Here is a 25,764-nt window from a genome sequence, read left to right on the forward strand (position 1 = left end):
TAAGAGGTCAGCTTTTTCGTTTGTCTTCTTCATAGACGGAGCTTCGGACATCGATTTCTTCCGCCGTTTCTGTTTGCAGCTCTTGCCGCATAACACGTTCTTTTGCCTCATTTTGCTGGCGAAGAACGCTTCGTTCCATATAGGCATGAAACAATATTTCGCCTAGTGCGACAAGCAGTGCGGAAAAAAATGCGGCGTTGAAAACGGCGGTGCTGCCGGTATTGTAAAAAATGCCGATTCCAAACCAAACACCGACAAATGCGAGGCCGAAATCGGCAATCGTTGCTGATATATTGCCAAAGCGCGGAAGAATGTACAAATCTCCGAGCGCATAAGCAACAAACGTCATCCATAAGCTGAACCATAGCAGTTCTGCGGAAGAGACGCGCAAAAATAACGGAATCATCGCAAAAAAGACAGTGGCAAGCAGCACAAATTTTATAGAAAGGGCGATGACATGCCTCATTGTTGAACGCCATCCTTCAGTAAGCGATTATTCGGCGGAAATGTTCGGCCCTTCTAATTTTTTATCCCCGTATCCCGGTTGTTTCTCCATTTCTTTTTCCTGCTGGCGTTCTTTCTGTTGTTGTTCGATGCTATTGTTTTGTTTGTTTTGCGTCATATTGTTTTCATCTCCTCTTACAGTAATGTTTCACCATTAGTTTGCCGCTTTTGTACAGATGTATACATATAATGCCCATAAATTTCCTCTTTTTATTTTCCATGCTTGTTTCATATTAATGATAAGAGGGAAAGAACAAGGAGGCATAAAGATGGAAAAACAAGAAAACTTAAACATTGCGGGAAGGCAATATGAACCATCTGATCATGACCGTGCCACTTTTTTGTCTTCTGCGTTGGCGACAACACACGAACAAGTGAGGGACGCGTATGTGGAAGGGACGGTCGATGGGATCATGGATGACGTAAGCGGAAAAGACATTCCCCTTTCTGGGCAAAACAACGAGTAAGCCAAGACGTCAAGGCAGAAAAAAGCCTTGACGTTATTTCGTTTTTCCGATTTATAATAAAGGATGTACATTGCAACTAGGGAAAATCGTACCAGCTTATTGGAATGGCGACCGCGTTATTCGGATGATTTTGACGAAATTGTAGGAGAAAGAGGAAAGAAAAGCAGTTCGTATTCGGCTTCCTTCCTGACCATACTAATAATGATCATGTCACATCATAATTAGGAGGCTGATCATCGTGAAATGGCAGAGGGCGCTGCTTGCATTGCTGAAGGAACGAAAAGACCATTCCATCGCCTTGGCGATTGATACGTCCAATCGTCCGTCACGTCCGATTTTAATCCAAAACATTGTTAAGCTGTTTGAAAAAGTAAGACCGGATACGCTGTTAGTGCAAGCTGATTTTAAAATTCGCGACGTGTCTCCCATTGGAATGGCGGCTATTAAATATTTTAAACACGGAAAATCATCGTATACGGAAGTGTTGGAATGGGCGAAAGACCAAAAAATCGATACGCTTTTTTACATTACCGATGTCACAGGCTATTTTTATGAAGAATTGGAAGTCGATTATGAAGTGTTTTGGCTTGTTCCGGATGATTATATGCCGCGTGTGCCGTTTGGAAAGCCGATTCGCGTTGCCTAGACGGACAGAACGCCTTAAACCAGAGAGAGGTGCAAGGCGTTCTGTTTTTTTTATTTTATATTAAACGGGCCCCCGTATTATTGCTGGATCATGGGAAAGCACAACTGTTTTTCCGTCATTTTTAAGACTTAATACATGTTATGAAATATAACAAAATATATGCAGAAATCGTTAACAAAATAAAATTAATGTTGCAAACACGTTTTAAATGTAATATATTTTTACATATAAAGTTATAAAATATAACAGAAAGGGAGAGAGGAAAGATGGACGAAAAAATGTTGTCGGCAGGACTTGATGCGCTTTGGGTGATGGTGAGTGCGATACTAGTGATCAGCATGCAGGCAGGATTCGCTTTGTTGGAAGCGGGATCGACAAGAATGAAAAATTCCGGTCATGTGGCAGGAAAACAAATATTGAGTTTTGCGATTGCCTCGCTCGCGTTTTGGGCGTTTGGTTTTGCGATTACGTTCGGTGCGGGAAACCGGTTTATTGGAACGGAAGGATGGTTTTTGCAAGGAGATGAAAAGACGTTTGCTTCGCTTTCATGGGCTAACGTTCCGCTCTCGTTGAAGTTTTTGTTTCAGTTGGGCTTTGCCGGGGTATCGCTGGCAATCGCGTGGGGAGGCTTTGCAGAACGAGCGAAATTATCCGTCTATTTTCTATTTGGGACGATTTTTATGATTGTGATTTATCCAGTGATTGGCCACTGGGTATGGGGTGGCGGCTGGCTTGGTGAAATCGGAATGCAAGATTTTGCCGGTTCTACCGTCGTTCATTTGCAAGGAGCGATTGCCGCGTTGATTGCCACGATTTTGCTTGGACCCCGGATCGGAAAATTTAATAAAGATAAAACGCCGAACGTCATTCCGGGACATAACCAAGTATATACCGTGATCGGCGGCTTGATTTTATGGATCGGCTGGTTCGGATTTAATGCAGGAAGCACGATGGCGGTAGGCGACGGATTTTTCGGCCATGTCGCGCTGACGACTAATTTGGCAGCCGCGGCAGGAGCAATTGCGGCTATTTTAACAGCGAAAATCATGATAGGAAAAGCGGACATTCCAGCGATGGTCAACGGTGTGCTTGCAGCATTAGTGGCGATTACTGCGGCGTGCGCGTTCGTGGAAGCTTGGGCAGCGGTAGTGATCGGAGCAGTAGCCGGCTCATTGACATTTTGGACATCGATTTATTTTGAACGAAAAGGCATTGATGATCCGATTTATGCGTTTTCGGTGCATGGCATCGCTGGCATCATCGGTACAATTTCGACCGGGTTTTTCGCTGCGCCTCGTTTAGTCGAAATAACAGGTATCGGCAAGGCAGGGCTGTTGTATGGCGGCGGATTCCATCAATTAATCGTGCAGACGGTCGGAGTGCTGGGAGCAATGGTATATGTGGCAGCGGTATCGTTTATCGTGTTGTTTGGATTAAAGAAAACGATCGGATTGCGTGTGACAGCAGAACAAGAAATTTCCGGATTGGACATTAGTGAGCACGGTTCGTACGGTTATCCGGAGCAGCTTGATCCAGCTTATCAGTCCAAGCCACTTACTCAATAACGTTTATTTCGCCGCGCGTTTTCGAAGGAAGAAAAATGATGGAATCATTATATGAGTTAATTAAGCAAATGGAACAGACAAAGACAATCGGAGAGCTTCGCGTTTGTCATTCCGAACTTGCCAGGCGGTTGCGCCTTGTTTTGCGATGGGAGCGGCTTGAATCGCTTTCCCATATCGTCAGCGATGCGCACGATGTTCTCATGAAGCGGGCGTTTCAGTTCGCGGAAGAAGAAACGCTGCGCGCAGCGGTAGGCCTTCGTCCGAGAAAATGGTGTTGGTATGTGATGGGAAGCTTGGGGAGGCGGGAGCCGACCATATGGACAGACCAAGATAATGGCATTTTGTTTGAATGCGGCGAGCATGAAGAAAAAGAATGTTACGAATTTGTCCGTCATGTGGCGGCAGTTGGAACGAATTTTTTATATGAAATTGGCTATCCGTATTGCCCAGGCTACGTGATGGCGACGAACAAGCGGTGGGGGCAGTCGCTTCATGACTGGGAGAATCAAATCAAAGCGTATATTCGCGACAGTCTCCCCAATGATATTCGTTTTTTATTCATCGCGATCGATATGCGGCCTATCTATGGAAACAGTCAGCTTGTTATTGACAGAAGACAGGCGCTGTTTGACTGGATCCACCGTGAGCCGCAGCTGCTTCGCCGAATGGGGGAACATGTGATGTTTCCTACCGTACCGCTAGGCTGGTTCAATAACGTTCAAATCGAGCGGTGGGGGGCGTATAGCGGAGCAATTCATATGAAACATGGCGGTTACGTGCAAATCATCAACTCATTAAAATGGTTATCTTGTTTTGCCAATATTTCTGCGGCGACGACGCTGGAACGATGGCGCGAGATCACGAATCATGAGCTGTTGCCTTTGCCGCTGGCGAAGGAAGCAAAGGAAGCGCTGTCGATTTACTACTACGTTCGGCTAAAGTATGCGACAGAAGCTGGAACCGATCGCGACTATGTGTTATGGCGCACGCTTGAAGCAAATGAGCAGAAATGGCTGAAAAAAGCGATGAAAACAGCAAAAAGGCTGCAGCGGTTTGTCGCGCGACAGGCAGGTGGTAAGTAAAATGGAAGGACAGCATCGTTTTTGGCAGCGGGCGCTTCGCTTTTTGTCACTCGGAATACCGCACGGGAATGTCCCGTCAGCGTTTGCTGACGGGGAACATTCATTCCAGCAGGAAATGTGGCTCCGCGCGTTGCGAAAAGAGCAGCAAAAAAAGCAAATCGATATGAGCATGCCACTTGATGAAGTCACGTTTATGATCATTGACATGGAAACAACCGGGTTTTCGCCGCAGCACGGCGATGAAATTTTGGCGATGGCCGCGGCAAAAACGGTGCGCGGAGCAGTAGAAGAGACGTATTACACGCTTGTTTGCCCGGAAAAAGCGATTCCGCCGCACATTTCCGCGTTGACGGGAATTAAAGCAAAAGATGTGCAGTATGCTCCGCGGCTGCAGGAGGCGATGCGTTCGTTTTTATCTTTCATCAGCGGAGGAGTAATGATCGGATACCATATCGGCCATGATTTATCGTTTTTGAATCATTTCCTTTGGACATATTACCGGACAAAATGGACAGCGCGTTTTTTCGATATGCAGCCCATTGCAGAAATGGTGCAGCACCGATTGTTTCCTACATTGGATGATGCGTTGCGGCATTATGGGATTTCTTGCGAACGACGGCATACAGCAGATGGTGACGTATGGGCGATGGTAGAGCTATGGGCGCGGCTATTGCAAGAATTAAAAAGCAAAAACATCGAAACGCTGTATGATTTGTATAGTGCGCTAAGCAAACGATAAAAGGCGGTCACCCAAAATAGGTGATCGCCTTTTCATTACAGAGGTTTTGTTGGGGTCGGCTTTGCATAACCTTCTTTATATTTTTCATCAATTATTTGGCGAATTTCTTTTGCCGATTTTCCTTGTTCATACAAAGCGATGGATTCCGCCGCGATTTCAAGGCAGACGCCGCATTTTGTCGCATGGTCGTCCCAAACGATAGAGCCGTCTTTTTTCGTCTCGTGAACGAAACAATCGTAGTTATTTTGATGACCGGCCGATTCGCCGCAGCCGCAGTAGCAAGGAATATGCTCGAGCAAGTCTTTATGCTTGGCGGCTTGTTGGTACAAAACGGCCATATCTTCTTCAAAATTGTTTAAAAATTTAGGAAGGTGGTCGATCGATTTCGTCGTTTCGCGGATATCTCCGGAATTGGTTGTATATGTCGTGGAATGGTCATGCTTCGCTTTGTTCGCTTCGCCATCGGAACAAGCGCCCATGATGACGCCAAATGAAAGCAGACACGCTGCCATAATGGCGGTTCGCTTCATGTCATTCTTCATCCTTTCTTATAAGCTTGTACTTTCAATTTAACATAGTGCAATGGAAGCGGCAACGCTTTTCCACCGACAGCACTGTCGACGGAAGCTGCTTGCATAAAAAAACTGCCCTGCCAAAGCAGGGCAGCTTTATTCCGTTTATTATTGTTGTAAGAAATATTTTTCGATGTCATCGAGCATTAAATGGGCAGCGAGCACACCGCCTGCCGTGTTCCAAATCGTGTCGCTCACTTTGTACACTTTTCCTTGTTTTGCAACGTTTAAGCTTTTAAAGAGCGGATTGTTAATCCATTCTTTTTCTAGTTTACTTGCTTCTCCGTCTCCTGTTTCATAGGTGAAGTAGAAGAGGATATCGCCGTCCATCGCTGGGATGCGTTCTTTCGTTACGCCCGTTTCCGCAAAGTCGTTGACATTTTGTGATTCCGGACGGGCAAATCCTAGCTGGTCTAAAATAACACCGGAGAAGGAGTCTTTATGATAAATGCGGACATCTCCTGCCATAAAGCGAACGATGGATACTTTCATTTTCAATTTGTCGCCTAGCTTTGTTTTTAACTCTTCAATGCGCTTGTCATATTCGTCGATGATTTCTTTTCCTTTTTCTTCTTTATTCACCGCTTTGGCATAGAGCATAAAATTGTCTTTCCAATTGCCGCGAAGCGTTTCGGAAAAAACGGTCGGGGCGATTGCTTTTAGCTGTTCGTAAATTTTTTCATGGCGCAGTTTATTGCCGATAATTAAATCCGGTTTTAATGCAGCGATCGCTTCTAGGTTTGGCTCTGCTTCCGTTCCAAGCTCCTTGACGCCTTCCATTTTATCTTTAATATGATCGTACCAAGGGTCGCCTGTCCATGATTTGACCGCGCCAACCGGTTTTATTCCTAACGCAAGCAGCGCTTCCGTTCCTTCATTCGTTAAAATGACGACACGTTTTGGAGTCCCTTTTATTTCTGTAGTGTCCATTGCGTGTTCAACGGTATAGCTTGTTTCTTTTTGTTTTTCATTTCCATTGGTTTTTGGCTCTGCTTCCTCGTTTTTGCCGCAACCGGCGAGAATGACAACAAGAGTGAGAACGGCAACGATGAGAAAAGAGAGTTTAGATTTGAACATTATGTATCCCCCTTATTTTTTGATAATGATTTTCATTTACAAAAAAATGATAAATGAATACGAAAATCATTGTCAATAAAAAATGAAAAAATCGTGAGAAATTAATGAAAAAATATTGACATTGAGAGTCATTATCAAATAGACTTCTCGATAGAGATAGATATTGAATTAAGGGAGATTTACGATGTTAGCTACAAACCGGAAGAGATCGATTGGCTTGTTCTTACTATGCTTGTTGTTACTTATAAGCATTTGGATGAGCATCATTTACGGCTATACTGATACAAGTTGGAAAAATGCGATAGAGGCGTTCACGAACAATAACGGTTCGAATGCCCATATCATTATTGAAACGGTCCGCCTGCCGCGAGCACTGATTGCCGCGGCGGTAGGATCGAGTTTAGCGATGGCGGGGGCGCTTATGCAGGCGCTGACGAAAAACCCGCTTGCCTCTCCAGGCATTTTCGGCATTAATGCGGGTGCTGGCTTTTTTGTCGTTTTATTTGTGACCTTTTTCCAAGTACATTCGCTGCAAATGCTTACGTGGCTAGCTTTTAGCGGTGCTGCGCTGGCAGCGGTAATCGTGTTTGTCATTAGCGCGGTTGGAAAAGACGGGGCAACACCCTTGAAATTAACGCTTGCTGGCGCAGCGGTCGCCGCCTTGTTTGCTTCATTAACACAAGGAATGTTAGCTGCGAATGAAAAGGCGCTTGACGAAGTGTTATTTTGGCTAGCCGGTTCGGTAGCCGGGCGGAAGCTGGAAATGTTAACAGCGGTTCTTCCATACTTTATCGTTGGCTGGATTGGTTCGCTGCTGCTTGCACAAAAAGTGAACATTTTAATGATGGGAGATGATGTGGCGAAAGGTTTGGGACAGCGCACGAATGCGGTGAAAATAGGAGTAGCGCTTCTTGTCGTATTGCTTGCCGGCAGTTCGGTCTCCGTTGCTGGACCGATTGGGTTTATCGGCATCATCGTTCCTCATATTGTCCGTGCGCTAGTTGGTGTGGACCATCGCTGGGTATTGCCGTATTGTGCCTTGATCGGAGCAATTTTATTAGTTGCGGCTGATATTGGTGCCCGCTATATTTTAATGCCGCGCGAAGTTCCGGTCGGAATTGTGACAGCGTTTCTCGGTGTCCCGTTTTTTGTTTATATTGCCCGTAGGGGGATTTTGGCAAAATGAAGAAGTATACATCGTTGCGAATCGGGAAATCGATCTCGTTTTTAGTCGATAAAAAAGCGATAACCGTTAGTTTGATACTATTGGCCGTTAGCGTGGTTGTATTTCTTGTCAGCGCAGGAAGCGGCGAAATGTATATTTCCCCGTTGGAAGTAGCAAAAGCGTTGTTTGGCAATGGCTCGGATATGAACGAAGTCGTGATTTATACGTTCCGCTTGCCGCGCATTCTTGTTGCATTATTAGCAGGAATGTCGCTTGCGGTGGCAGGGGCGATCTTGCAAGGGATGATTCGCAATCCGCTCGCCTCGCCAGATGTGCTCGGCATTACGGGCGGGGCCGCGGCGGCGGTCGTCACATTTTTGACGTTGTTTAGCGATGAAAACCATTCCTTGACTATTAGTATTCATTGGCTGCCGCTAGCTGCTTTTCTTGGTGCAACAATAACGGCGCTTCTTGTCTATGTCCTTTCATGGAAAAATGGAATGGCGCAGCTAAGGCTTGTATTAATTGGAGTTGGAATATCGGCGCTCATGCAGGCGTGCACGACGTTATTGATGATTATCGGGCCGATTTATCGGGCGAGTCAGGCGAATGTCTGGATTACCGGAAGCGTCTATGGCGCTTCGTGGAAACATGTCACATTGCTTGCGCCATGGGTTTTGGTCTTATTGACAATCAGTTTTTTATCAGCACGGAAGATGAATATTCAAGAATTAGGCGATGAATTGGCAATCGGTGCGGGGGTTTCCTTGCATAAGCAACGTTTTTTCCTTCTATTATTAAGCACTGCCTTAACCGGAGGGGCGGTCGCTTTCGCTGGAGGCATTGGCTTTGTCGGGTTGATGGCGCCGCATATGGCAAGAAGGCTTGTCGGCTCCTCGTTTGGCGCCCTTCTTCCTGCATCCGCGTTATTAGGAGCTATTTTCGTGATGGCGGCTGACCTCGCCGGACGCATGTTGTTTGCGCCTATGGAAATTCCAGCCGGGGTGTTTACCGCGGCAATCGGGGCACCGTATTTTGTTTACTTATTATATAAAAGCCGATATGCATAAAAGAGGTGGAAGAACATGAACGCCTTGCAAGCCAAAGAGTTAACATTATCGTATGGAAACACGATCATTATTGATGAGCTAAATTTGACGATTCCAAAAGGAGAAATTACCGTATTCATCGGTGGAAACGGCTGTGGGAAATCGACGTTATTGCGCGCTTTGGCACGGATTTTGAAACCGGCGGGCGGTGCGGTTTTACTGGAAGGAAAAGAAATTGCGAAGTTGCCGACGAAAGAAGTGGCGAAAAAATTAGCGATTTTGCCGCAGTCGCCAACGGCGCCGGAAGGATTGACCGTACTGCAGCTCGTGAAACAAGGTCGGTATCCGCACCAAACATGGCTGAAGCAGTGGAGCGAAGAAGATGAAAAAGCGGTGCAGCGCGCGCTCGAAGCGACGGGAATGACAGAGTTGGCGGAACGTCCGGTCGATTCGCTTTCAGGAGGACAGCGGCAGCGGGCATGGATCGCGATGACGTTGGCGCAAGATACGGACATTATTTTACTGGACGAACCGACAACTTATTTGGATATGGCACATCAAATTGAGATTTTAGATTTATTATTTGAGCTAAACGAGAGAGAAAAACGTACGATTGTCATGGTGCTTCACGACTTGAACTTGGCATGCCGCTATGCCCATCATATTGTGGCGATCCGCAATCAAAAAATATATGCGCAAGGAAAGCCGGAAGAGATCATTTCCTGCCAGCTTGTCAAAGATGTGTTTCAAATGGATTGTCAAGTAACATATGATCCATTATTTGGGACTCCGCTTTGCATCCCATATGGAAAAGGAAGATGTATTTTGCGGAAAGAAGGCGTTTTATCATGATTCTTTCCGCGGAGGAAATAAAAGCATTAGAAACATATCGGCTTTCAACCGTTCAAACCAATTCGCCGCTATCGATTCGCGTAGATCGCCTGCTTGAGGAAGGCGCTCTCATTCATTATTTAGAAAAAGTTCGAAAAAAGTTAGGGGCTTCCAATAACGTTGTTGCCGCGTCAATGCTTATCAAACGGTATAGCTTTCTTGTAGCGATGTCGCTTTATACGATGTCGGTTTGGAATAAACGGCTTGTGCTGTCACCAGAGCGAATTTGGCTAGAAACGGACGATAGCGCTGATATATGGCTGCCGACCTTTCGTTTTGAGAGACTGGACGCAGAGCGATGCATTGGCTGCCGCGACCAATGGAGAGAAGAAACGGTAAGTCAGATATTTGCCAAGCATCTTTTTCCGCTGATAGAAAAATTGCGGAACACCACAAAAATATCTGTCCATATATTATGGGAGAATATCGCGATTTACATTTACTGGATTTATGAGAAGCTTATCGGCGATGAAACGCTTGCCCATGTCCATGAACGGCTTTGCGGTGATTTTCATTATCTCGTTCACGGCGCAGATGGAGCAGTATTTGGTACTCCGGGACAAAATCCGCTAAAACGATTTTGGAAAGGAGATTCCAGCTCTAGACAGCGGTCGACATGTTGCCTTTATTATCAAACAGACGGAGGATCGCATTGCCGGACATGTCCGCGCATAGCTCGTCAGCGTTGTCAGGCAATCCGTTAATAGCCCGGTGAAACAACGTCGCAAAAGCGGCGTTAGTTTCTTTGATTCTAGAAATTCCGCAAAATTTATTGATTTTTATATATGTTTCCGCAAAAATGGAAATATATAAGGCAGCTTTTCTGAAGAATTACCATTGAAAGGTAGTTGTTGCATGGCAAGTGAGCATGCTGCTGTTTTTCGTTGGAAGCCGAAAAGTTGCAAAAAATGGTTGGAAGAGCATCACGATCGGTATTGGATTCTCATCCCTTCTAATGAACACATTAGAAGGGATTTCCTATTATTTCCGTCTGCTTTTCATGACAAATGTCGCACACTAATAGTAACAAACGCGATGGGGGAGTTCCATGGTTCAAGAGTTTTTACCGCTCGATCAACCGACAAAAGAACAAATTATTCGTTCTTTACGCGACATTACCGAGGAGGCGGAAGCAATCCGCCAATCGTTAATGACGGATGAGTGCTGTATATTGTCGCGTTTAGAAACATTGCAAAAGCATATTTTGGATGTACAAACAGCGTCCGCTTCTTTTTATTTGCATTCTTATTTAGCGGAATATACGCCGCATTATGGCGATTTGTCCCTTGCGGCAAAACACTTGGCGGAACGCCGTCATGGTGCTCTCATCGTTATCGAGCGAAAGGACTCGCTGGATCGTTTATTACATCATGGCATTCCTATTGGGGCAAAGGTTTCTCATACGCTGTTAGAAACGATTTTTTATCCGGGCAATCCGCTTCATGACGGGGGAGCATTGATCCGTTATGACAAAATTGTGTCAGCGGGCAATATTTTGCCGCTTGCCGAGCGTGTGACACCGAAGCGGAAATTAGGCACCCGCCATCGCGCGGCGATTGGGGTGACGGAGCGAAGTGATGCGCTTGTGATCGTCGTCTCAGAAGAAACCGGCGCCATCTCGTTTGCCATTAACGGCCGATTATACGTACTGCGTCCATGAGAGGAGGGAGAAAGATGGAATTTGTGCCGAGAAGCGTGATTATCCGTGAGTTTATCGACACGCTGCAGCCGTTGATGGATGTTTATCACTTGGACCAAGTCGGCCTTTTCGAAGAAGAAGGCGAAGGGAACAAGTATTACATCGGCTATACGATCAACAAGGATGATAAAATGATTGTCCTTCATATGCCATTTGTCAAAAACGAACGCGGCGAGCTGGCATTGGAAAAACACGAATGGACGGTGCGGAAAGATGGGAATGAACAAAAAGGGTATTACTCCCTGCAAGCGGCAATGGATGAAATTAGTAATAGACGATAACGAAGACGGTCTAGTCTATGGGCAAGGTCGTCTTCTTTTTTGTGAAGAAAAAGGAAAACGAAACGATCATCGAGAAGTAAAAATAGATGGCGCATGATGAAACAGAAAGGAAAGGAACGTATGATCCGGAAGATAGACATAGCGGCGAGCGAATGGGCGAAAGCGGTGCTACATCTTCAATTACGTTCTTACGCTGTCGAGGCCCGGCTGATCCGATTTCTCGACATTCCGCCTTTACAAGATACAGTCGCAACGTTGCAGCAGTGCGGAGAACAGTTTTTTGGATATATAGAGCAGGGACAACTGGCAGGAGCGATTTCCTATGAACGGACAGAAAAGACTGTGCACATTTGCCGCTTGATGGTGGATCCCGACTTTTTCCGTCAAGGGATTGCAAGCGCCCTGATCGAATTTGTCTGTCGTAAAGAACGGGATGCTCACGAAATCATCGTGATGACAGGAAGTGACAACATACCAGCGCTTCGTCTGTATGAACGTCACGGTTTTTGTGTAGTCGAACGAATGAGGATGCCAGAAGGGATTTCTATGACAAAACTTGTAAAGTGGCTGGGCCGATATGAGGGAGAAGGAAAATGAGGCAAATCACCGCGCTTGGAGGCGGCGGATTTTCGATGGAGCAGGAAAATTCGCTGTTAGTGTTAGACAAGAAGCCGGAAGAGAAGAGGACCGAGTATGAAGTTAGTATTCGAATGCATGATGCTTGAGCCAGCGGTAGAGCAATATGAATGGAGGAACGAGAATGGTAACGTTATATTTAACTAGACACGGAGAAACCGAGTGGAATGTCGAAAAGCGGATGCAAGGGTGGCAAGACTCGCCGTTGACGGAAAAGGGGAAGCAAGACGCGATGCGACTTGGGAAACGGCTAGAAGCGGTCGATTTGACCGCGATTTACGCCAGCACAAGCGGACGCGCGTTCGAAACTGCCCAGTTAATTCGCGGCAAGCGTCTCGTTCCGATTTATGCAGACGAACAGCTGAGAGAGATGCACCTTGGCGACTGGGAAGGAAAGACTCATGAGGAAATCAAAGAGATGGCCCCTATCGCTTTTGAACATTTTTGGAATTATCCTCATTTATACACACCACGGCGTGGCGAGCGGTTTATCGATGTGCAAAACCGGGCGTTTGCCGCCATTAAGCGAATCGTCGAACGCCACTCGGAAGGAAATATTTTGATTGTGACGCACGGGGTGGTGTTAAAGGCGGTCATCGCTCGTTTCAAAAACGCGCCGTTAAAAGAGCTTTGGGCTCCTCCGTATATGTACGGAACAAGCATCACGATCGTTAAAGCGGACGGTGGGAGATTTGAACTGCTTTTGGAAGGGGATGTGTCGCATTTGGAAGAAGTAAGAGAAGTATGATGAAAGTTCGTTAGTTCCATTTCCTCTATCATCGCTCTTCCTTTTAGCGAACTTGTCTACGGAAAACAAAACTTTCTCGCGTCAGCTACTTCCTTTATTGATACGCTCTCTATGGCGTTGGCATGCTTACCGGGCGCATTTTAGCGGGTCCACTTTCAAACGTTTTCTTGCCTTTTCTTTTATTGTGAGGCGCTTCTTTTTCAGCGATTGCCAATGCTTTATTCATCATATTGGCTTGGCGATAGAAATAATTGTCGTACGGAAACATGTTTAATTTCTAATTTTTCCCACGTTGGCAAGCGGGAGATGATATGGTATCTTGTTGCATAGGGACTCTCTTGCATCCTTTATGTTTACTTTTCCATTTTTTACAATACAGGAAGAGAGTCCTTTTTCACGTCGTATCCTTGCCTCTCTCCATGGATTTTCCTCCCTAAAGAAAAGACATAAACTTTCTTCCGCAAACGTTTACTCATACCTTCCGATTTTTCCCCCTGCGCTTCGTTTAAAGGTGTGTGACTTCTTATAAAAGCGGTTGCCAATAAAAATGAAATATGATTATAAAGTTTGGAAGGAAACAAATATATATGAGGAGGAGATAAATGGTTAACTTGTCTCCGCCCCATAAAAAATGGTGGAGTGATCAAGATGATTAGTTCCACCACTGATATTCGGGAACGAAAAACGATGGAGAAAGCGGTGATTCATGCGAAAGAGCGATCTGAAAAAGCGAATCGGGCAAAGTTAGAACTTATTTCGCAGATGAGCCATGAACTTAGAACGCCGTTAAACGGCATTTTAGGTTTCGCTCAGCTGTTAGAAATGGATGATTCGTTAAATAGTCAACAGCAGGAATTTGTACAAGCAATATTAAATGGTGCCCGACATTTACTAAATTTAGTGAATGAAATGCTGGACATTGCGAGAATCGAAACAGGGGAGATACAACTCGCTTATGATGTTATTAAACTTGATTCCGTTATTGATGAAAGCGTCCGGTTGATCCAGCCGTTAGCGGGCAAAAGAAATATAAAAATCGTTAATCAAACGAAGCTGGACGAATACTATGTGTATACAGATTCGACAAGATTTAGACAAATTTTATTGAATTTATTAGATAACGCTGTGAAGTATAATCGCGACAATGGCACTGTAATAATTACGAGCGGAAGTGAAGGGGGCAACATATGTATACACATAAAAGATAATGGAATTGGCATTCCGAAAAAAGAGTATGAAAAAATTTTTGAGCCATTTTATCGAATAAAAGGAACGGAAGTAGACGGTACTGGTATGGGACTGGCATTGGTGAAGCAGCTTATTCAATTAATGGGAGGAACCATCGGAGTAGAAAGCGAATTGGGAGCAGGAAGTGATTTTTGGTTCAGCCTTCCTGCGGTAAAAGGAGACTATTCTGGCGGCATGAATTTGCATCAAGAGCGATTGTTACAAATGGGAGAAAAGAAAATTTTATATATTGAAGATAGCGAGGCTAATTTAAAGCTAATGGAAAAAATATTAGAACCATTTCCTAATTTTTCATTAGTTTCTGCCAACCGCGGCAAAGACGGGTTAAAAATTGCGTTTCACGAGCAATTGGATCTTATTCTCGTTGACATAAACCTTCGGGATATAAGTGGATATAAGGTGTTGGAAAGTTTGCAGGGAGATGGACGAACCAAACAGATTCCTGTGATAGCTTTCAGTGCCGACGTCGCTTCATCGGAAATGGAAATGCTAAAAATTCCAAAAACGGGACTAAGGGAATATATGGAAAAACCGTTGGAAGTCGAGCTGTTTTTTCGAAAACTAGAACAAATATTTACACAGAATAAAAAAAAAGAGAATTGATTCTTTGTTTGCAGGGATCATTTCTCTTTTTTTGTCCATTTTTCAAGATTGATGTCGCGAAAAGTAGAAAGAACTGTCTAAAATGTCCTTTTTTGTCTATGATAAGCAGTTAATATTGTCTAATATGCCAATAAATTGTTAGACAAACAAAACGAAACAAATTATATTAATTTCACTTATTAAGCTTAAGCAGTGAATTGAGGGAAAACGGATGAATTTTCATATGAAGGAATGGGGAGTAGAAGAACAACAGTTTGAGCACGTCTATCAACCCCTTTGGAATTTGGAAAATTGGAATATACTCGGGTACGAGGCATTAATTCGTGTAGCGAATGGGAGCGTGGGAAATGTCGAGAGTTTGTTTCAGGAAGCGAGGGAAGAAGGGTATTTATACGAATTCGATACCGCTTCCATAAGAAATGCCGTGTCTCATTTTCCCTTTTCCCAATTAAATAAAAAATTGTTATTTCTAAATATTTATCCTTCCACGATTCTTCACGATCGCTTTAGGTGCTTTTTGGACGAGTTGACTAGCCAATTCCCCGAAATAAGCGGGAGAATTGTGTTTGAGTTAAACGAGACAAAAGAAGAAGATGAGATTTGGGAAGTTGCCGAATTAAAAGAGAAAATCCAAATGATAAAAAGCTACGGATTTTACATCGCCATTGATGATGTTGGGAGAGGAGCCTCGACGCTCCAAAAAATCATTGAGTTCCAGCCAAGCTACATTAAGTTGGATCGATATTTTGCCAAAGATTTGGCGATCAATGAGGAAAAACAGCAAATCGTCACTTTGCTGGCAAATTATTGCCGGAAAAAAATGATCCTTATATTAGAAGGGATTGAAAAAGAAATTGATTTGGCGCAGGCAAAACTATTAAGAGTGCCGGCGGCGCAAGGCCATATTTTAGGCAGACCGCAGAAATTTTTGTGAAGATGCTTGCGGTTGAAGACGGCTCGTTTTTATCAAATATGTGCAAAAAATGGACAGATCCAGCTGTTGACTGGCGGATTTTATAGTGAAGGCGAACAATGGGATGGAGTTTGGCGATTTGTGTGTAAAAAGAAACGGCACAAGCGGTTTTGTTTTCCAGAGGCCTAAGTTTGCTAGACTCGAGTTGGTTTTTTACACATGCATTAGGAATTTTACTAAAAGATGGATCGAAAAGGACTGGTTCAGATAGTTGGCTACTTCGATTTTACTTACTATTTCATCTTCTTAAAGAGGTAGACGAAAATGGGAAAAACGATTATTTCCAAAGGGCGAAATATAGAGGAAGCAATCAATCTGGGGCTGGCGATTTTAAAAAGCACTCGTGAAGAAGTGTTGGTGGAAGTTATTCAAAAGGAGAAAAAAGGGGTTTGGGGGGCTAGATTGAAACCCGCGATTGTAAAATTGACAAAAGTCGAGAAACGACAAGTGGAAGACTTTAATCATCATCGTCATACTAAAGGCATGATGAACGATCCTGTTTTCGCTTCGCATGCTGTTCATACGGAAAAAGAACCTCAGGAAAATCCAGAACATTTTTTACAAGACGAGTTAGAAGGAAAAGTGTGGGTGAAAGACGGAAAAATTTTCTATAAACAATCTCCTTTGCATTATCCGACGGTGACGGTCGGAAAGGGAATTAAACTTTTCAAAAACGATCAATTAGTGACAGGGACAACAATCGTGACGGAAACCGACCGGTTCGAAATTAAAACAGATGAAGAAAAAATAATAGAAACAAAATGGGGAATAACGGTAGACGAAAACAAATTAAACGCAATTTTGCACGTAGAACCGGGAATGAAAAAAAGCTTTGTCATAAAAGACATTCCCCCTGATTATCATATTGAACTAAACGCGGAGGAGCAAATTGAGATTCGAAACGATCTTCAATATCAACAAATACTGCGAAAACTAAAAGAGTTAAACGTTGTTCGAGGCTTTGATTTCATTGAAATTTCCAAGGCGATAAAAACGAAAAAAGCCGACCGTTTTGTGATCGCCAGAGGAATTAAACCACGGGAAGGAAAAAACGGATGGGTAGAATTAAAGATAAATTTAGACAACCAGCAAGAAGGACCTAGGCTTCGTGAAGATGGCACGGTCGATTTTCGCGAGTTAAAGAATATTCCTTCTGTCCGTAAAGGCCAAGTGATTGCTGTTGTTCATTCGCCAATTCCCGGAACGCCTGGCGTAACCGTAACAAACGAGCCGCTACCGCCCGAGCCGACGTATCCAGTGGTCGTCCAATTGGGCAAGGGAGTTGCGGCGGTGGAAGACGGCACGAAAATTGTTGCTACCGAAAGAGGGCGTCCTCATCTGGAACAAAATGGAATGCTAGTGAAAGTATCGATTATGGAAAAGTTCACTCATCGTGGAGACGTAAATATTGCTTCGGGGAATATCCGCTTTAAAGGGGACATTGATATATTAGGCAATGTCGAAGATGGAATGAGCGTGGAAGCGGAAGGAAATATCACGGTGTTTCAAAATGTGAACCGCGCCAATATAATGTCAAAACAGGCAATCTTTGTGCGGCAAAATGTGATCGGGAGCACCATTTCTTCTGGAAAAAGCGATACGTTCGTTTTCGAGTTAATCCGTTTGCTAAGCGTCATTGAAGAACAGATGGAAAAATTCATTCTCTCCGTTAAAAATTTGATGGCTTCTTCTCGGTTTAAAACAACTGAAAATGGCTTATTTCCTTTCATTAACTTGCTGTTAAGCGAAAAATTTCGTTTGTTAGCTACAACAGCCAAACAATATATTAAGGTTTGCGAAAGAGGGGTTGGTGTATTAGACCGCCGCTGGACCGATCTCGCAAAACAATTCCGCCTTTGTTTCTTTTCCCATACTCCAAATGAAAGCCATTCTTTTGAACAGCTTACCGTTTTGCTATCTGATATAAAGGGGGCGATGGACAAGCATCGCAGCGCGGATGGTCGAAATAGCTATGTAGAGTTAATGTACGCACTAAACAGCACGATATATTGCAGCGGCGATGTGGCAGTTTTAGGACAAGGATGTTATAATTGCAAAATTCATGCTGGCGGCTTTTTGACAATAAACGGCGTAATGCGCGGAGGAGAAGCTTATGCGCAATACGGGGCGGCCATTAAAGAAACAGGCTCAGAAATAGGAGTTCCGACATATATTGTTGTCCCGTCCGACCAAACAATTCAAATTGGGCTTGCCAAAGAAGGAACGATGATTCAAATTGGCAAAGTCAAATACAGTTTTCAAAAAGAACGGAGCTGCGTTAAGGCGGCTTTGAATGAAGAAGGACAAATAGTTTTTTTATAAAATTAAACGTTGAGAACGTAGGAAATAAATAAAATAGATGGATTGTAACCGTTTACTTATAAGGTCGGATTAAACATGAAGAAAAAGTTTCGGAAGCCAGCCTCTTTCGCTAATTCCGCTGGAAATATTTTTATAATTCATTTGATAGATGGATGCATTAATCATGTGAAAAAATCACTTTTGCGCACGAGCTGCGGTTCATGAAAGCGACGCGAGGGAGAGACGGATAGAAAGGGGACACAATAATGGAATCCTTCAAAATTATTATTGCCGATGACAATGTAACATCAAGAACCCTTTTGCGCCACTTCATTCATGTTTTGCCGCAATATAAAATTGTCGCGGAAGCGGTGAACGGGGAAGAGTTTGTCCGGCTTGTGCTCGAGAAAAAACCCGATATTGTATTAGTGGATATAAACATGCCTGGCTTAAACGGGATGGAAGCGGTCAAAATATGTAAACAGGCTGTTCCTGCCTTGCAGATTATTTTTATAACAGGCTATGACGAATTTGCCGTGGAAGCTTTTGAGATTTCTGCGACCGATTATATTGTCAAACCGATCGAGCGAGTTCGCCTTTTCCACGCCCTAGAAAAAGCCCGCAAGCTAATCGAATTATTCAGGCAGGACTGTTTATCCACAAAAAAGAAAGACAAAAGACTCGGCATCAAATCGCAAGGTTCTATTCTGTTTCTCCCTTTGGACGATATTTTATTTGTAGAAAAAGAAAGCAGAAAGACCGTTATTCATACTTCGAACGAGCGGTATGAAACGACAGAAACGTTAAGCGAAATCGAGAGCAGATTGGACGATTATTTTTTCAAAACTCACCGTTCATATATCGTCAATTTGAAAAAGATAGTGAAAATCGCACCAGCAGGGGAAACTTATTTGGCCCATTTCCTTGACAGCCATAAATTTGCTTACATTTCTAAATTAAAAATCAATGAGGTGCAAAAGAAAATTTTGGAGATTCACGACATTTAATTGACAGCGAGGCGACGCTTTCGACAATATTCAAATAAGTCTTTATCGTATAAGGAGGGCAATGTGAGCAACGATAAATTATTATCCGTCGATTTGTTTCGCCAATTGGATATATTAAATAATATTTTGAATGCAGTAGAAGATATGATTTTCGTGATCAAAGCGGACGGAGACACATTTCGCTATATATGGATGAATCAGGCGGCATGTTATGAAGTAGGTGTAGATGAAACGATTTACGGAAAACGGCTTGAGGATGTTTTGTCTCCAGAACAAGTTGCCGTTGTGAAACCGAAATACCAGCAGGCTGCCAAAGAGAAAAGCACCATAGTGTACGAGGATACTTTTGTAACTTCTAGCGGTTCGTTCGTAAGGGAGATGATTCTTATCCCCATTTGTTTTGAAAATGAAACTCGCGGCATCATTGTTGCGGTCGTGAGGGATATAACGGAAAGAAAAAAGAAGGAACAAGAATTGCAAAAAGCGAAATGGGAGTTAGAAATAAGTGAACAAAGGCTTCGGTCATTAATTGAACATAACACGGATGCCATTTTCGAATTGGACTTGCATGGAACAGTTCGGCGTGTTAACCAGGTAGTCGAAACGATACTAGGGTACCCCACAGACGAAGTTATCGGTCGTTTATTTATCATTTTTGTCGCACGCGAAGATAGGGAAAGGGCATTGTGGCATTTGCAGAAGGCAATAGAAGGCTATTCCGAAGAATATGAAGCATCCGTTTATCATCAAACGGGAAAAAAAGTGAATCTGCAAATAAAAAAAGTCCCGGTTATCGTTAATAATCAAGTTGCCGGCGTTTTTTGCATTGCCAAAGATATCATGGAGAAGGAACGAATGAAACAACAGCTTGCAGCTAGCGAGGAGCGCTATCGGAAATTAGTGGAGTTTTTGCCCGAAGCGATTATCGTATTTAACAATGAGGGGAAAATTGTGTACATAAATTTGGCAGGGGTAAAATTGCTTGGCGCCAAACAGAAACAGGATATCATCGGAAATGCAATATGGAAGTTTTTCCGCAACGCCGCCCAGATCGCGTGGAAAAAGCGAAAAAAATGGCAAAACGGTTCCGATGCCCAAGAACCCTTTGTAGAGGAATTTGTTCGTCTGGATGGGAAAACGGTTTATTTGGAAGTATCGCTATCGGCCATTGAATTTGCGGGAAAACCGGCGATGCAAGGAATTTTTCGCGATGTAACGGAAAGGATTAATTATGAAAAACAATTGGAATTTTTGGCGTTCCACGACCCGTTGACAAAGTTACCAAATAGAAGATTGTTTTTCGATATCGTTGACAAATCCATAAGAGAAGCGAAGCGGACGAAAAGCGGCTTAGCCGTTATGTATTTAGACATGGATAATTTTAAAGACGTAAACGACACGTTTGGCCATGATATTGGTGATGAACTGTTAAAACAGTTTGCCAAGAGAATAAAGAAAAACGTTGGCGCGAATAACGTTGTTTGCCGTATTGGCGGAGATGAGTTTTTAGTGCTGTTAAAAGGCATAAAAGAACGAACAGATGTCAACAAGTTGGTGAAAAGGCTGTATAAAAATATTCAAAAACCTTATCAAATTAAACATCTTACCATTCGGGCGACGACAAGCATTGGAATCGCGGTTTATCCCGCCGACGGCGCCACTCCTAAAGCGCTTATCCGCCACGCAGATCAAGCGCTCTATAAAGCGAAAACGGAAAAAAACAGCTACCGATTTTACTAATTTTAATCCCCCGTCCTTTATTCCTAAAAAGGGCGGGGGGAGGGATATAGTTAAATAAGTTTAACAAGCTATGGATGCCGTTATTTCAAGCATTTGCGCCTTTCGCATATGGTTTACACAAGTGAAAATAGAAAAATGCCTATAGCAGGGTTCTTTCCGAGTGTAGTTAAACAAGTGAAAACCATCGCGCGATATGCGCCGTTAAAAACGTGACGGTAATCGCTATGGCGGTTGGCAGAGCAAATGCAACAAACGTCCATTTTTTGCTTTTTGTCTCTTTATAAATATTAACGAGCGTGGTGCCGCATGGATAATGAAGTAGGGAAAACAGCATCATATTAAGCGCCGTCAGCCACGTCCAGCCGTGGTCGACGAAAATTTGTTTGAGCGAGTGGAGACCATCGACTTCGGTCAAGGAACCGGTTGATAAATAGCCCATTAGTAAAATCGGCAAGACGATTTCATTGGCAGGCAGTCCTAAAATAAACGCCATTAAAATATAGCCATCGAGTCCAAGCGCTTGTGCAAACGGATTGAGCCAATCAGCGATATAGGAGAGGACGGTCGTATCCCCGATATGAATATTTCCAAGCAGCCATGTCAACACACCCGCCGGAGCGGCAACCACAATGGCGCGCTTTAGCACATAAATGGATTTGTCTAATGTGGCGCGAACAATGGTATCCCATATTTTCGGGCGCCGATACGGCGGCAGCTCTAATGTGTAATGGGTCGGGATGCCGCGCAGAGCCGTTTTGGACAGCACCCATGAAACCGTCAGTGTAACGACGATGCCAAACAGCACCATCGCGACAACAACACTAGCAGTGACAAATGTTTTCCACCCACCTGTATAGCTTGCCGCCATAAATAAGGAAGACAATAAGATCAGCGTCGGCCACCGTCCGTTACAAGGGACGAAGTTGTTCGTCAAAATCGCTAACATTCGTTCGCGCGGCGATTCAATGATGCGCGTCGACATAATCGCCGCGGCGTTACATCCGAATCCCATCGCCATCGTGAGCGATTGTTTTCCGTGCGCTCCTGCTTTTTTAAACAAGCGGTCCATATTAAATGCGACGCGTGGGAGATATCCATAGTTTTCTAGCAACGCGAAAATTGGAAAGAAAATCGCCATCGGCGGAAGCATCACGCTGACGACCCAAGCGGTGCCTCGGTATAATCCTAACACGAGCAATCCGTGCAGCCAGTCAGGGGCGTGCAGTGCTTGAAAGAAAAGCGTGAGATATCCTTCAAGCCACCCAAAAAAGCTTGCTAGCATGCTGGATGGGACATTCGCGCCGGCAATCGTGATATAAATAACAACCGCAAGCATTGCAAGCATGATCGGAAATCCCCATAATTTTGAAGTAAAAATGCGGTCTAACTTCTCTGTCTCGTATTGTTTTGCTTGATTTGTATAGGTAACCGTTTCATTGCAAATTGCTTGGGAGGTGCGAAAAATAGCTGATACGATTTGTTCGCGCGTATCGGCAGGCGCTAGCGCTCGCGCTTCATTCATCAGATCTTCAAATTGATTTTGCGGGACTGTGACATGCATCTATCGTTACCTCCTTTGTGGATGGAAGTGGTTGTAGGAACGAGTGAAGCAAAGACGTATCCCCATCGAGTAAGCGAAGCGCGACCCAGCGGGCAGGGTACGCATTGCCAATGACCTCTTTCACGCGTGGAATAAGCTTTTTGATACATTGTTCGATTTCTGGACTGTACCGGACGGCAATTGGTTTTGTTTTGATTTTTCCGCACACCATCGCATCGATTGTTTTTAATAACGCGTCGATTCCTTCTTTGTTGCGCGCGGAAATCGGTACGACCGGTACTCCTAATTTTGCAGCTAGTTTCTCGGTATCGATGCGGATTCCCTTCTTTTTCGCTTCATCCATTAAGTTTACGCAGACGATGGCACTGCTTGTCATCTCCAACACTTGCAAGGCGAGGTTGAGGTTGCGCTCTAACGCTGTGGCATCGAGAACAACAATCGTCACATCCGGCTTTTCAAAAATAATAAAATTCCGCGCCACTTCTTCATCCGCTGAATTCGAATAAAGAGAATAAGTTCCAGGTAAATCAACTATTTTATAGTGGTTGTTATTGTACGCAAAAAATCCTTCCGCGTAAACGACTGTTTTTCCCGGCCAATTTCCAGTATGCTGACGCAATCCGGTCAAAACGTTGAACAATGTGCTTTTTCCGGTGTTTGGATTTCCGGCAAGGGCAATGGTATATTCATTTGTTGTCATCGCGTATTCTCTCCCCGTAAATATGGTCACTTTCTTCCTTTCGCAATGCAATCGTTGTATTGCTGACACGATAGGCTGTCGGGTCTCCCAACGGGCTTTTTTGCAGAACGGTGATTTCGCATCCGGGGACAAATCCTAAGTCAAGCAATCTTCGTTTCATCGTTCCATCGTCTATGTGAAGTTTTTCAATACGGAAACGCTCCCCTTCTTCTGCTTCGGATAGGCGCTGTAATTTTACTGAAGACATAATAGTTTCCCCCTTACTAATAAATTGTATATAGATTATAATTTTGCACTAAACCAAATTTGCTTTTATCTTATTCCTTCCCTCCTTGTTTTGTCAATTATTTTGTTTCACGGTGTCGCGACGAAATTTATCATTCATTTGCATGAACTTCGCTCTTCGATTCTATATTTTCAACGGCAGCAGAAAATGATATTATATAAATAATCTAAATTTTCAATCAATAAAAAACAAAGGGGAAAGGGGGGAGTCTGCGTTTTTGCGCAGACGGAAATGAAAACGGTTGCGGAAGGGACGATATTATGGACGCCGACAGAGGAACGTATTCAACGATCGAGTATAAAGCGCTATATGAATTGGTTAAAGGAAAAAAAGGGGCTGGCATTTGAAACGCATCAAGCATTATGGAATTGGTCCGTTGAACATTTAGAAGAATTTTGGGAATCGGTATGGGAATATTGCGGGATACAATCAGCGACTCCGTATCGTTGTGTTTTGGAAGAACGGAAAATGCCGGGAGCGAAATGGTTTCTAGGCGCGACATTGAACTACGCGGAGAATGTGTTTCGAAACGAGCGATCCGATCGACCGGCGCTGCTTTTCCGCTCCGAGCTCGTTCCTTATCGAGAAGTGACTTGGAAAGAGCTAAAAGAAAAAACGGCGGCGGTCGCAAGCGCGCTTAAGAAAATCGGTGTCAAACCGGGAGACAGGGTTGTAGCATACATGCCAAACATTCCGGAAACGGTTATCGCCTTCTTGGCGTGCGCCAGCATTGGCGCGATTTGGTCGAGCTGTTCTCCGGACTTTGGCGCGAGCAGCGTTATTGACCGATTCCAGCAAATCGAACCGGCAGTGCTATTCGCGATTGACGGATGCCAATATAATGGGAAAGAGTTTGATAAACGTCCGATTGTCGACGAATTGCGGGAAAAATTGCCGTCGCTTAAGAAAACGATTTTGCTTCCATATTTGCGGAAAAACGCGCAGGCACGAGATGATTCTGTTTTATTATGGGATGAGATCATTCGGGAAAAAGCGGAACTTTCTTACGAATACGTTCCGTTTGACCATCCGCTTTGGATTTTGTATTCCTCCGGCACAACAGGGTTGCCGAAACCAATCGTTCAGGGGCATGGAGGCATTTTGCTCGAACATTTAAAATCGCTCATGATTGAAGAAAATATTACGAAAGAAAGCACGTTTTTCTGGTTTACGACAACGGGATGGATGATGTGGAATTTTCTGATCGGCGGATTGCTTGTCGGAGCGACGGTCGTGCTTTATGACGGCAGTCCGACGTATCCGGACGGAAACGTATTATGGGAGCTGGCGGAAAAGGCTCGCGTTACCCATTTCGGAACGAGCGCGGCGTTTATTAACATTTGTATGAAGCTTGGAATAAAGCCGAAAGAATCATACGATTTTTCCGATTTGGAAGCGGTTCTTTCGACGGGATCACCGCTGACGGCGGAAGGGTTTTTATGGGTGTATGAAAACGTCAAAGGCGACATTTGCTTAGTTTCGTGCAGCGGCGGAACGGACGTATGCACCGCTTTCGTTGGCGGCTCGCCAATCTTGCCGGTTCGCGCGGGAATCATCCAATGCCGTTCGCTAGGAGCGAATGTCCAAGCGTTTGATGAAAATGGAAATCGCTTAATGAATGAAGTGGGAGAGTTGGTCATTATTGACCCAATGCCATCGATGCCGCTCTATTTCTGGAATGATAAAAATTATAAGCGGTATTTGGACAGTTATTTTGATACGTATCCAGGAATTTGGAAACATGGCGATTGGATCAAAATTGACGAGGAAGGTGGCTGCGTTATTTACGGTCGTTCCGATTCGACGATTAATCGCGCCGGCGTCCGGATGGGAACGAGCGAAATTTACCGCGCTGTCGAAGCGATTGATGAAGTGCTCGACAGCTTGGTCATCGATCTGGAAATGATGGGTAGAAAATCGTTTATGCCGCTGTTCGTCGTGCTTCAGCCAGAAGTGGCATTAAACGAGGAGCTAAAAGAAAAAATCAAAAACGCAATTCGTCAAAAAGTATCGCCGCGATTTGTGCCAGATGAAATTTACCAAGTCGAGCAAATTCCAAAAACGTTAAACGGAAAGAAAATAGAAATTCCAATTCGCAAGCTATTGCTGGGATTCCCGCTCGAAAAAGCGGTCAATCCAGGCTCGATGGCGAATCCGGAGGCGCTTGACTTCTTCATTGAACTGGCAAAGACGATCGAAACGAAGACACATACAAGCTGATGGA

The 25,764-nt window shown here is 44.2% G+C and carries 27 protein-coding genes; 20 read left to right on the forward strand and 7 right to left on the reverse strand.

Annotated features, from left to right (window positions below; translation table 11 throughout):
- Nucleotides 1-7 precede the first annotated feature (7 nt).
- Both MWM02_RS07545 and MWM02_RS19370 read right to left on the reverse strand, forming a co-directional pair.
- Nucleotides 8-466, reverse strand: coding sequence for a YndM family protein (locus tag MWM02_RS07545; protein ID WP_244403356.1), 459 nt, complete (start codon nucleotides 464-466; stop codon nucleotides 8-10).
- 27 nt (nucleotides 467-493) lie between these two features.
- On the reverse strand, nucleotides 494-622 hold the full coding sequence (locus MWM02_RS19370) for a hypothetical protein (protein ID WP_256462209.1): 129 nt from the start codon (nucleotides 620-622) through the stop codon (nucleotides 494-496).
- 151 nt (nucleotides 623-773) lie between these two features.
- On the opposite strand from MWM02_RS19370, the gene MWM02_RS07550 reads away from it, so the two are divergent.
- The 5 genes from MWM02_RS07550 to MWM02_RS07570 all read left to right on the forward strand — a co-directional run bounded on the left by MWM02_RS07550 (nucleotide 774) and on the right by MWM02_RS07570 (nucleotide 5,003).
- Nucleotides 774-971: a YozQ family protein gene (locus MWM02_RS07550; RefSeq protein ID WP_064551597.1), complete on the forward strand. Its 198-nt coding sequence runs from the start codon at nucleotides 774-776 to the stop codon at nucleotides 969-971.
- 238 nt (nucleotides 972-1,209) lie between these two features.
- A complete protein-coding gene (locus MWM02_RS07555) occupies nucleotides 1,210-1,617 on the forward strand; it encodes a vWA domain-containing protein (protein ID WP_064551599.1) in 408 nt (135 codons plus the stop codon).
- Between the two features lie 266 nt (nucleotides 1,618-1,883).
- Nucleotides 1,884-3,182, forward strand: a complete 1,299-nt coding sequence (locus MWM02_RS07560; RefSeq protein WP_064551601.1) for an ammonium transporter — start codon at nucleotides 1,884-1,886, stop codon at nucleotides 3,180-3,182.
- A gap of 38 nt (nucleotides 3,183-3,220) precedes the next feature.
- On the forward strand, nucleotides 3,221-4,264 hold the full coding sequence (locus MWM02_RS07565; protein ID WP_244403357.1) for a DUF294 nucleotidyltransferase-like domain-containing protein: 1,044 nt from the start codon (nucleotides 3,221-3,223) through the stop codon (nucleotides 4,262-4,264).
- Between the two features lies 1 nt (nucleotide 4,265).
- Complete coding sequence (locus MWM02_RS07570) at nucleotides 4,266-5,003, forward strand: exonuclease domain-containing protein (protein ID WP_064551605.1); 738 nt, start codon at nucleotides 4,266-4,268, stop codon at nucleotides 5,001-5,003.
- Nucleotides 5,004-5,038: 35 nt separating this feature from the next.
- Here the strand turns inward: MWM02_RS07570 and MWM02_RS07575 are convergent, their stop codons facing one another.
- Both MWM02_RS07575 and MWM02_RS07580 read right to left on the reverse strand, forming a co-directional pair.
- Nucleotides 5,039-5,533, reverse strand: a complete 495-nt coding sequence (locus MWM02_RS07575; protein ID WP_064551607.1) for a PCYCGC domain-containing protein — start codon at nucleotides 5,531-5,533, stop codon at nucleotides 5,039-5,041.
- Nucleotides 5,534-5,683: 150 nt separating this feature from the next.
- A complete protein-coding gene (locus tag MWM02_RS07580; protein WP_244403358.1) occupies nucleotides 5,684-6,652 on the reverse strand; it encodes an ABC transporter substrate-binding protein in 969 nt (322 codons plus the stop codon).
- A 184-nt stretch (nucleotides 6,653-6,836) separates the two neighbouring features.
- Here MWM02_RS07580 and MWM02_RS07585 point away from each other — a divergent pair, with 184 nt between their 5' ends.
- From MWM02_RS07585 to MWM02_RS07645, 14 genes are all read left to right on the forward strand, one after another.
- Entirely contained in the window at nucleotides 6,837-7,838 is a 1,002-nt protein-coding gene (locus tag MWM02_RS07585; RefSeq protein WP_064551612.1) for a FecCD family ABC transporter permease, read from the forward strand.
- On the forward strand, nucleotides 7,835-8,887 hold the full coding sequence (locus tag MWM02_RS07590) for a FecCD family ABC transporter permease (protein ID WP_064551614.1): 1,053 nt from the start codon (nucleotides 7,835-7,837) through the stop codon (nucleotides 8,885-8,887). The genes MWM02_RS07585 and MWM02_RS07590 overlap by 4 nt, the downstream gene beginning before the upstream one ends.
- Nucleotides 8,888-8,902: 15 nt before the next feature.
- Nucleotides 8,903-9,718 (forward strand): ABC transporter ATP-binding protein, encoded by an 816-nt coding sequence (locus MWM02_RS07595; protein ID WP_064551616.1) that lies wholly within the window; start codon nucleotides 8,903-8,905, stop codon nucleotides 9,716-9,718.
- Nucleotides 9,715-10,461 carry an IucA/IucC family C-terminal-domain containing protein gene (locus MWM02_RS07600; protein ID WP_064551618.1) on the forward strand — a complete coding sequence of 249 codons (747 nt, stop codon included), beginning with the start codon at nucleotides 9,715-9,717 and terminating at the stop codon, nucleotides 10,459-10,461. Before MWM02_RS07595 ends, MWM02_RS07600 begins: the two co-directional genes overlap by 4 nt.
- Nucleotides 10,462-10,805: 344 nt before the next feature.
- Complete coding sequence (cdaS, locus tag MWM02_RS07605) at nucleotides 10,806-11,417, forward strand: sporulation-specific diadenylate cyclase CdaS (protein ID WP_244403359.1); 612 nt, start codon at nucleotides 10,806-10,808, stop codon at nucleotides 11,415-11,417.
- A gap of 14 nt (nucleotides 11,418-11,431) precedes the next feature.
- Nucleotides 11,432-11,737 carry a DUF5634 family protein gene (locus tag MWM02_RS07610; protein ID WP_064551622.1) on the forward strand — a complete coding sequence of 102 codons (306 nt, stop codon included), beginning with the start codon at nucleotides 11,432-11,434 and terminating at the stop codon, nucleotides 11,735-11,737.
- A 120-nt stretch (nucleotides 11,738-11,857) separates the two neighbouring features.
- Nucleotides 11,858-12,334, forward strand: coding sequence for a GNAT family N-acetyltransferase (locus MWM02_RS07615; protein WP_244403360.1), 477 nt, complete (start codon nucleotides 11,858-11,860; stop codon nucleotides 12,332-12,334).
- Entirely contained in the window at nucleotides 12,331-12,462 is a 132-nt protein-coding gene (locus tag MWM02_RS19375) for a hypothetical protein (protein WP_256462210.1), read from the forward strand. Before MWM02_RS07615 ends, MWM02_RS19375 begins: the two co-directional genes overlap by 4 nt.
- Before the next feature lie 35 nt (nucleotides 12,463-12,497).
- A complete protein-coding gene (locus tag MWM02_RS07620; protein WP_244403361.1) occupies nucleotides 12,498-13,121 on the forward strand; it encodes a histidine phosphatase family protein in 624 nt (207 codons plus the stop codon).
- Nucleotides 13,122-13,769: 648 nt separating this feature from the next.
- Nucleotides 13,770-14,972, forward strand: a complete 1,203-nt coding sequence (locus MWM02_RS07625) for a hybrid sensor histidine kinase/response regulator (protein WP_244403362.1) — start codon at nucleotides 13,770-13,772, stop codon at nucleotides 14,970-14,972.
- A gap of 211 nt (nucleotides 14,973-15,183) precedes the next feature.
- Entirely contained in the window at nucleotides 15,184-15,906 is a 723-nt protein-coding gene (locus MWM02_RS07630) for an EAL domain-containing protein (protein ID WP_064551628.1), read from the forward strand.
- Between the two features lie 303 nt (nucleotides 15,907-16,209).
- Nucleotides 16,210-18,267: a FapA family protein gene (locus MWM02_RS07635; RefSeq protein WP_244403363.1), complete on the forward strand. Its 2,058-nt coding sequence runs from the start codon at nucleotides 16,210-16,212 to the stop codon at nucleotides 18,265-18,267.
- 245 nt (nucleotides 18,268-18,512) lie between these two features.
- Nucleotides 18,513-19,253 (forward strand): LytR/AlgR family response regulator transcription factor, encoded by a 741-nt coding sequence (locus tag MWM02_RS07640; protein WP_244403364.1) that lies wholly within the window; start codon nucleotides 18,513-18,515, stop codon nucleotides 19,251-19,253.
- Between the two features lie 63 nt (nucleotides 19,254-19,316).
- On the forward strand, nucleotides 19,317-20,993 hold the full coding sequence (locus tag MWM02_RS07645; RefSeq protein WP_244403365.1) for a diguanylate cyclase domain-containing protein: 1,677 nt from the start codon (nucleotides 19,317-19,319) through the stop codon (nucleotides 20,991-20,993).
- A gap of 166 nt (nucleotides 20,994-21,159) precedes the next feature.
- Here the strand turns inward: MWM02_RS07645 and MWM02_RS07650 are convergent, their stop codons facing one another.
- From MWM02_RS07650 to MWM02_RS07660, 3 genes are read right to left on the reverse strand one after another with little or no spacing between them, the layout of a single operon-like run.
- Entirely contained in the window at nucleotides 21,160-22,554 is a 1,395-nt protein-coding gene (locus tag MWM02_RS07650) for a nucleoside recognition domain-containing protein (protein WP_244403366.1), read from the reverse strand.
- Nucleotides 22,523-23,254, reverse strand: coding sequence for a FeoB small GTPase domain-containing protein (locus MWM02_RS07655; RefSeq protein ID WP_244403367.1), 732 nt, complete (start codon nucleotides 23,252-23,254; stop codon nucleotides 22,523-22,525). The genes MWM02_RS07650 and MWM02_RS07655 overlap by 32 nt, the downstream gene beginning before the upstream one ends.
- Nucleotides 23,241-23,501 carry a FeoA family protein gene (locus MWM02_RS07660; RefSeq protein ID WP_244403368.1) on the reverse strand — a complete coding sequence of 87 codons (261 nt, stop codon included), beginning with the start codon at nucleotides 23,499-23,501 and terminating at the stop codon, nucleotides 23,241-23,243. The genes MWM02_RS07655 and MWM02_RS07660 overlap by 14 nt, the downstream gene beginning before the upstream one ends.
- A 270-nt stretch (nucleotides 23,502-23,771) precedes the next feature.
- Here MWM02_RS07660 and MWM02_RS07665 point away from each other — a divergent pair, with 270 nt between their 5' ends.
- Nucleotides 23,772-25,760 carry an acetoacetate--CoA ligase gene (locus tag MWM02_RS07665; RefSeq protein WP_244403369.1) on the forward strand — a complete coding sequence of 663 codons (1,989 nt, stop codon included), beginning with the start codon at nucleotides 23,772-23,774 and terminating at the stop codon, nucleotides 25,758-25,760.
- Nucleotides 25,761-25,764 lie beyond the last annotated feature (4 nt).

Origin of the sequence: Parageobacillus sp. KH3-4, assembly GCF_022846435.1 — a bacterium.
Taxonomy (GTDB): domain Bacteria; phylum Bacillota; class Bacilli; order Bacillales; family Anoxybacillaceae; genus Parageobacillus; species Parageobacillus thermoglucosidasius_A.

Coding starts and splice junctions, on each gene's coding strand:
- MWM02_RS07580 (WP_244403358.1), bottom strand. CDS start 6,652: ATGTTCAAATCTAAACTCTCTTTTCTCATCGTTGCCGTTCTCACTCTT.
- MWM02_RS07600 (WP_064551618.1), top strand. CDS start 9,715: ATGATTCTTTCCGCGGAGGAAATAAAAGCATTAGAAACATATCGGCTT.
- cdaS (WP_244403359.1), top strand. CDS start 10,806: ATGGTTCAAGAGTTTTTACCGCTCGATCAACCGACAAAAGAACAAATT.
- MWM02_RS07635 (WP_244403363.1), top strand. CDS start 16,210: ATGGGAAAAACGATTATTTCCAAAGGGCGAAATATAGAGGAAGCAATC.
- MWM02_RS07610 (WP_064551622.1), top strand. CDS start 11,432: ATGGAATTTGTGCCGAGAAGCGTGATTATCCGTGAGTTTATCGACACG.
- MWM02_RS07570 (WP_064551605.1), top strand. CDS start 4,266: ATGGAAGGACAGCATCGTTTTTGGCAGCGGGCGCTTCGCTTTTTGTCA.
- MWM02_RS07560 (WP_064551601.1), top strand. CDS start 1,884: ATGGACGAAAAAATGTTGTCGGCAGGACTTGATGCGCTTTGGGTGATG.
- MWM02_RS07655 (WP_244403367.1), bottom strand. CDS start 23,254: ATGACAACAAATGAATATACCATTGCCCTTGCCGGAAATCCAAACACC.
- MWM02_RS07640 (WP_244403364.1), top strand. CDS start 18,513: ATGGAATCCTTCAAAATTATTATTGCCGATGACAATGTAACATCAAGA.
- MWM02_RS07620 (WP_244403361.1), top strand. CDS start 12,498: ATGGTAACGTTATATTTAACTAGACACGGAGAAACCGAGTGGAATGTC.
- MWM02_RS07585 (WP_064551612.1), top strand. CDS start 6,837: ATGTTAGCTACAAACCGGAAGAGATCGATTGGCTTGTTCTTACTATGC.
- MWM02_RS07625 (WP_244403362.1), top strand. CDS start 13,770: ATGATTAGTTCCACCACTGATATTCGGGAACGAAAAACGATGGAGAAA.
- MWM02_RS07630 (WP_064551628.1), top strand. CDS start 15,184: ATGAATTTTCATATGAAGGAATGGGGAGTAGAAGAACAACAGTTTGAG.
- MWM02_RS07550 (WP_064551597.1), top strand. CDS start 774: ATGGAAAAACAAGAAAACTTAAACATTGCGGGAAGGCAATATGAACCA.
- MWM02_RS07575 (WP_064551607.1), bottom strand. CDS start 5,533: ATGAAGCGAACCGCCATTATGGCAGCGTGTCTGCTTTCATTTGGCGTC.
- MWM02_RS07590 (WP_064551614.1), top strand. CDS start 7,835: ATGAAGAAGTATACATCGTTGCGAATCGGGAAATCGATCTCGTTTTTA.
- MWM02_RS07660 (WP_244403368.1), bottom strand. CDS start 23,501: ATGTCTTCAGTAAAATTACAGCGCCTATCCGAAGCAGAAGAAGGGGAG.
- MWM02_RS07665 (WP_244403369.1), top strand. CDS start 23,772: ATGAAAACGGTTGCGGAAGGGACGATATTATGGACGCCGACAGAGGAA.
- MWM02_RS07565 (WP_244403357.1), top strand. CDS start 3,221: ATGGAATCATTATATGAGTTAATTAAGCAAATGGAACAGACAAAGACA.
- MWM02_RS19370 (WP_256462209.1), bottom strand. CDS start 622: ATGACGCAAAACAAACAAAACAATAGCATCGAACAACAACAGAAAGAA.
- MWM02_RS19375 (WP_256462210.1), top strand. CDS start 12,331: ATGAGGCAAATCACCGCGCTTGGAGGCGGCGGATTTTCGATGGAGCAG.
- MWM02_RS07545 (WP_244403356.1), bottom strand. CDS start 466: ATGAGGCATGTCATCGCCCTTTCTATAAAATTTGTGCTGCTTGCCACT.
- MWM02_RS07615 (WP_244403360.1), top strand. CDS start 11,858: ATGATCCGGAAGATAGACATAGCGGCGAGCGAATGGGCGAAAGCGGTG.
- MWM02_RS07595 (WP_064551616.1), top strand. CDS start 8,903: ATGAACGCCTTGCAAGCCAAAGAGTTAACATTATCGTATGGAAACACG.
- MWM02_RS07650 (WP_244403366.1), bottom strand. CDS start 22,554: ATGCATGTCACAGTCCCGCAAAATCAATTTGAAGATCTGATGAATGAA.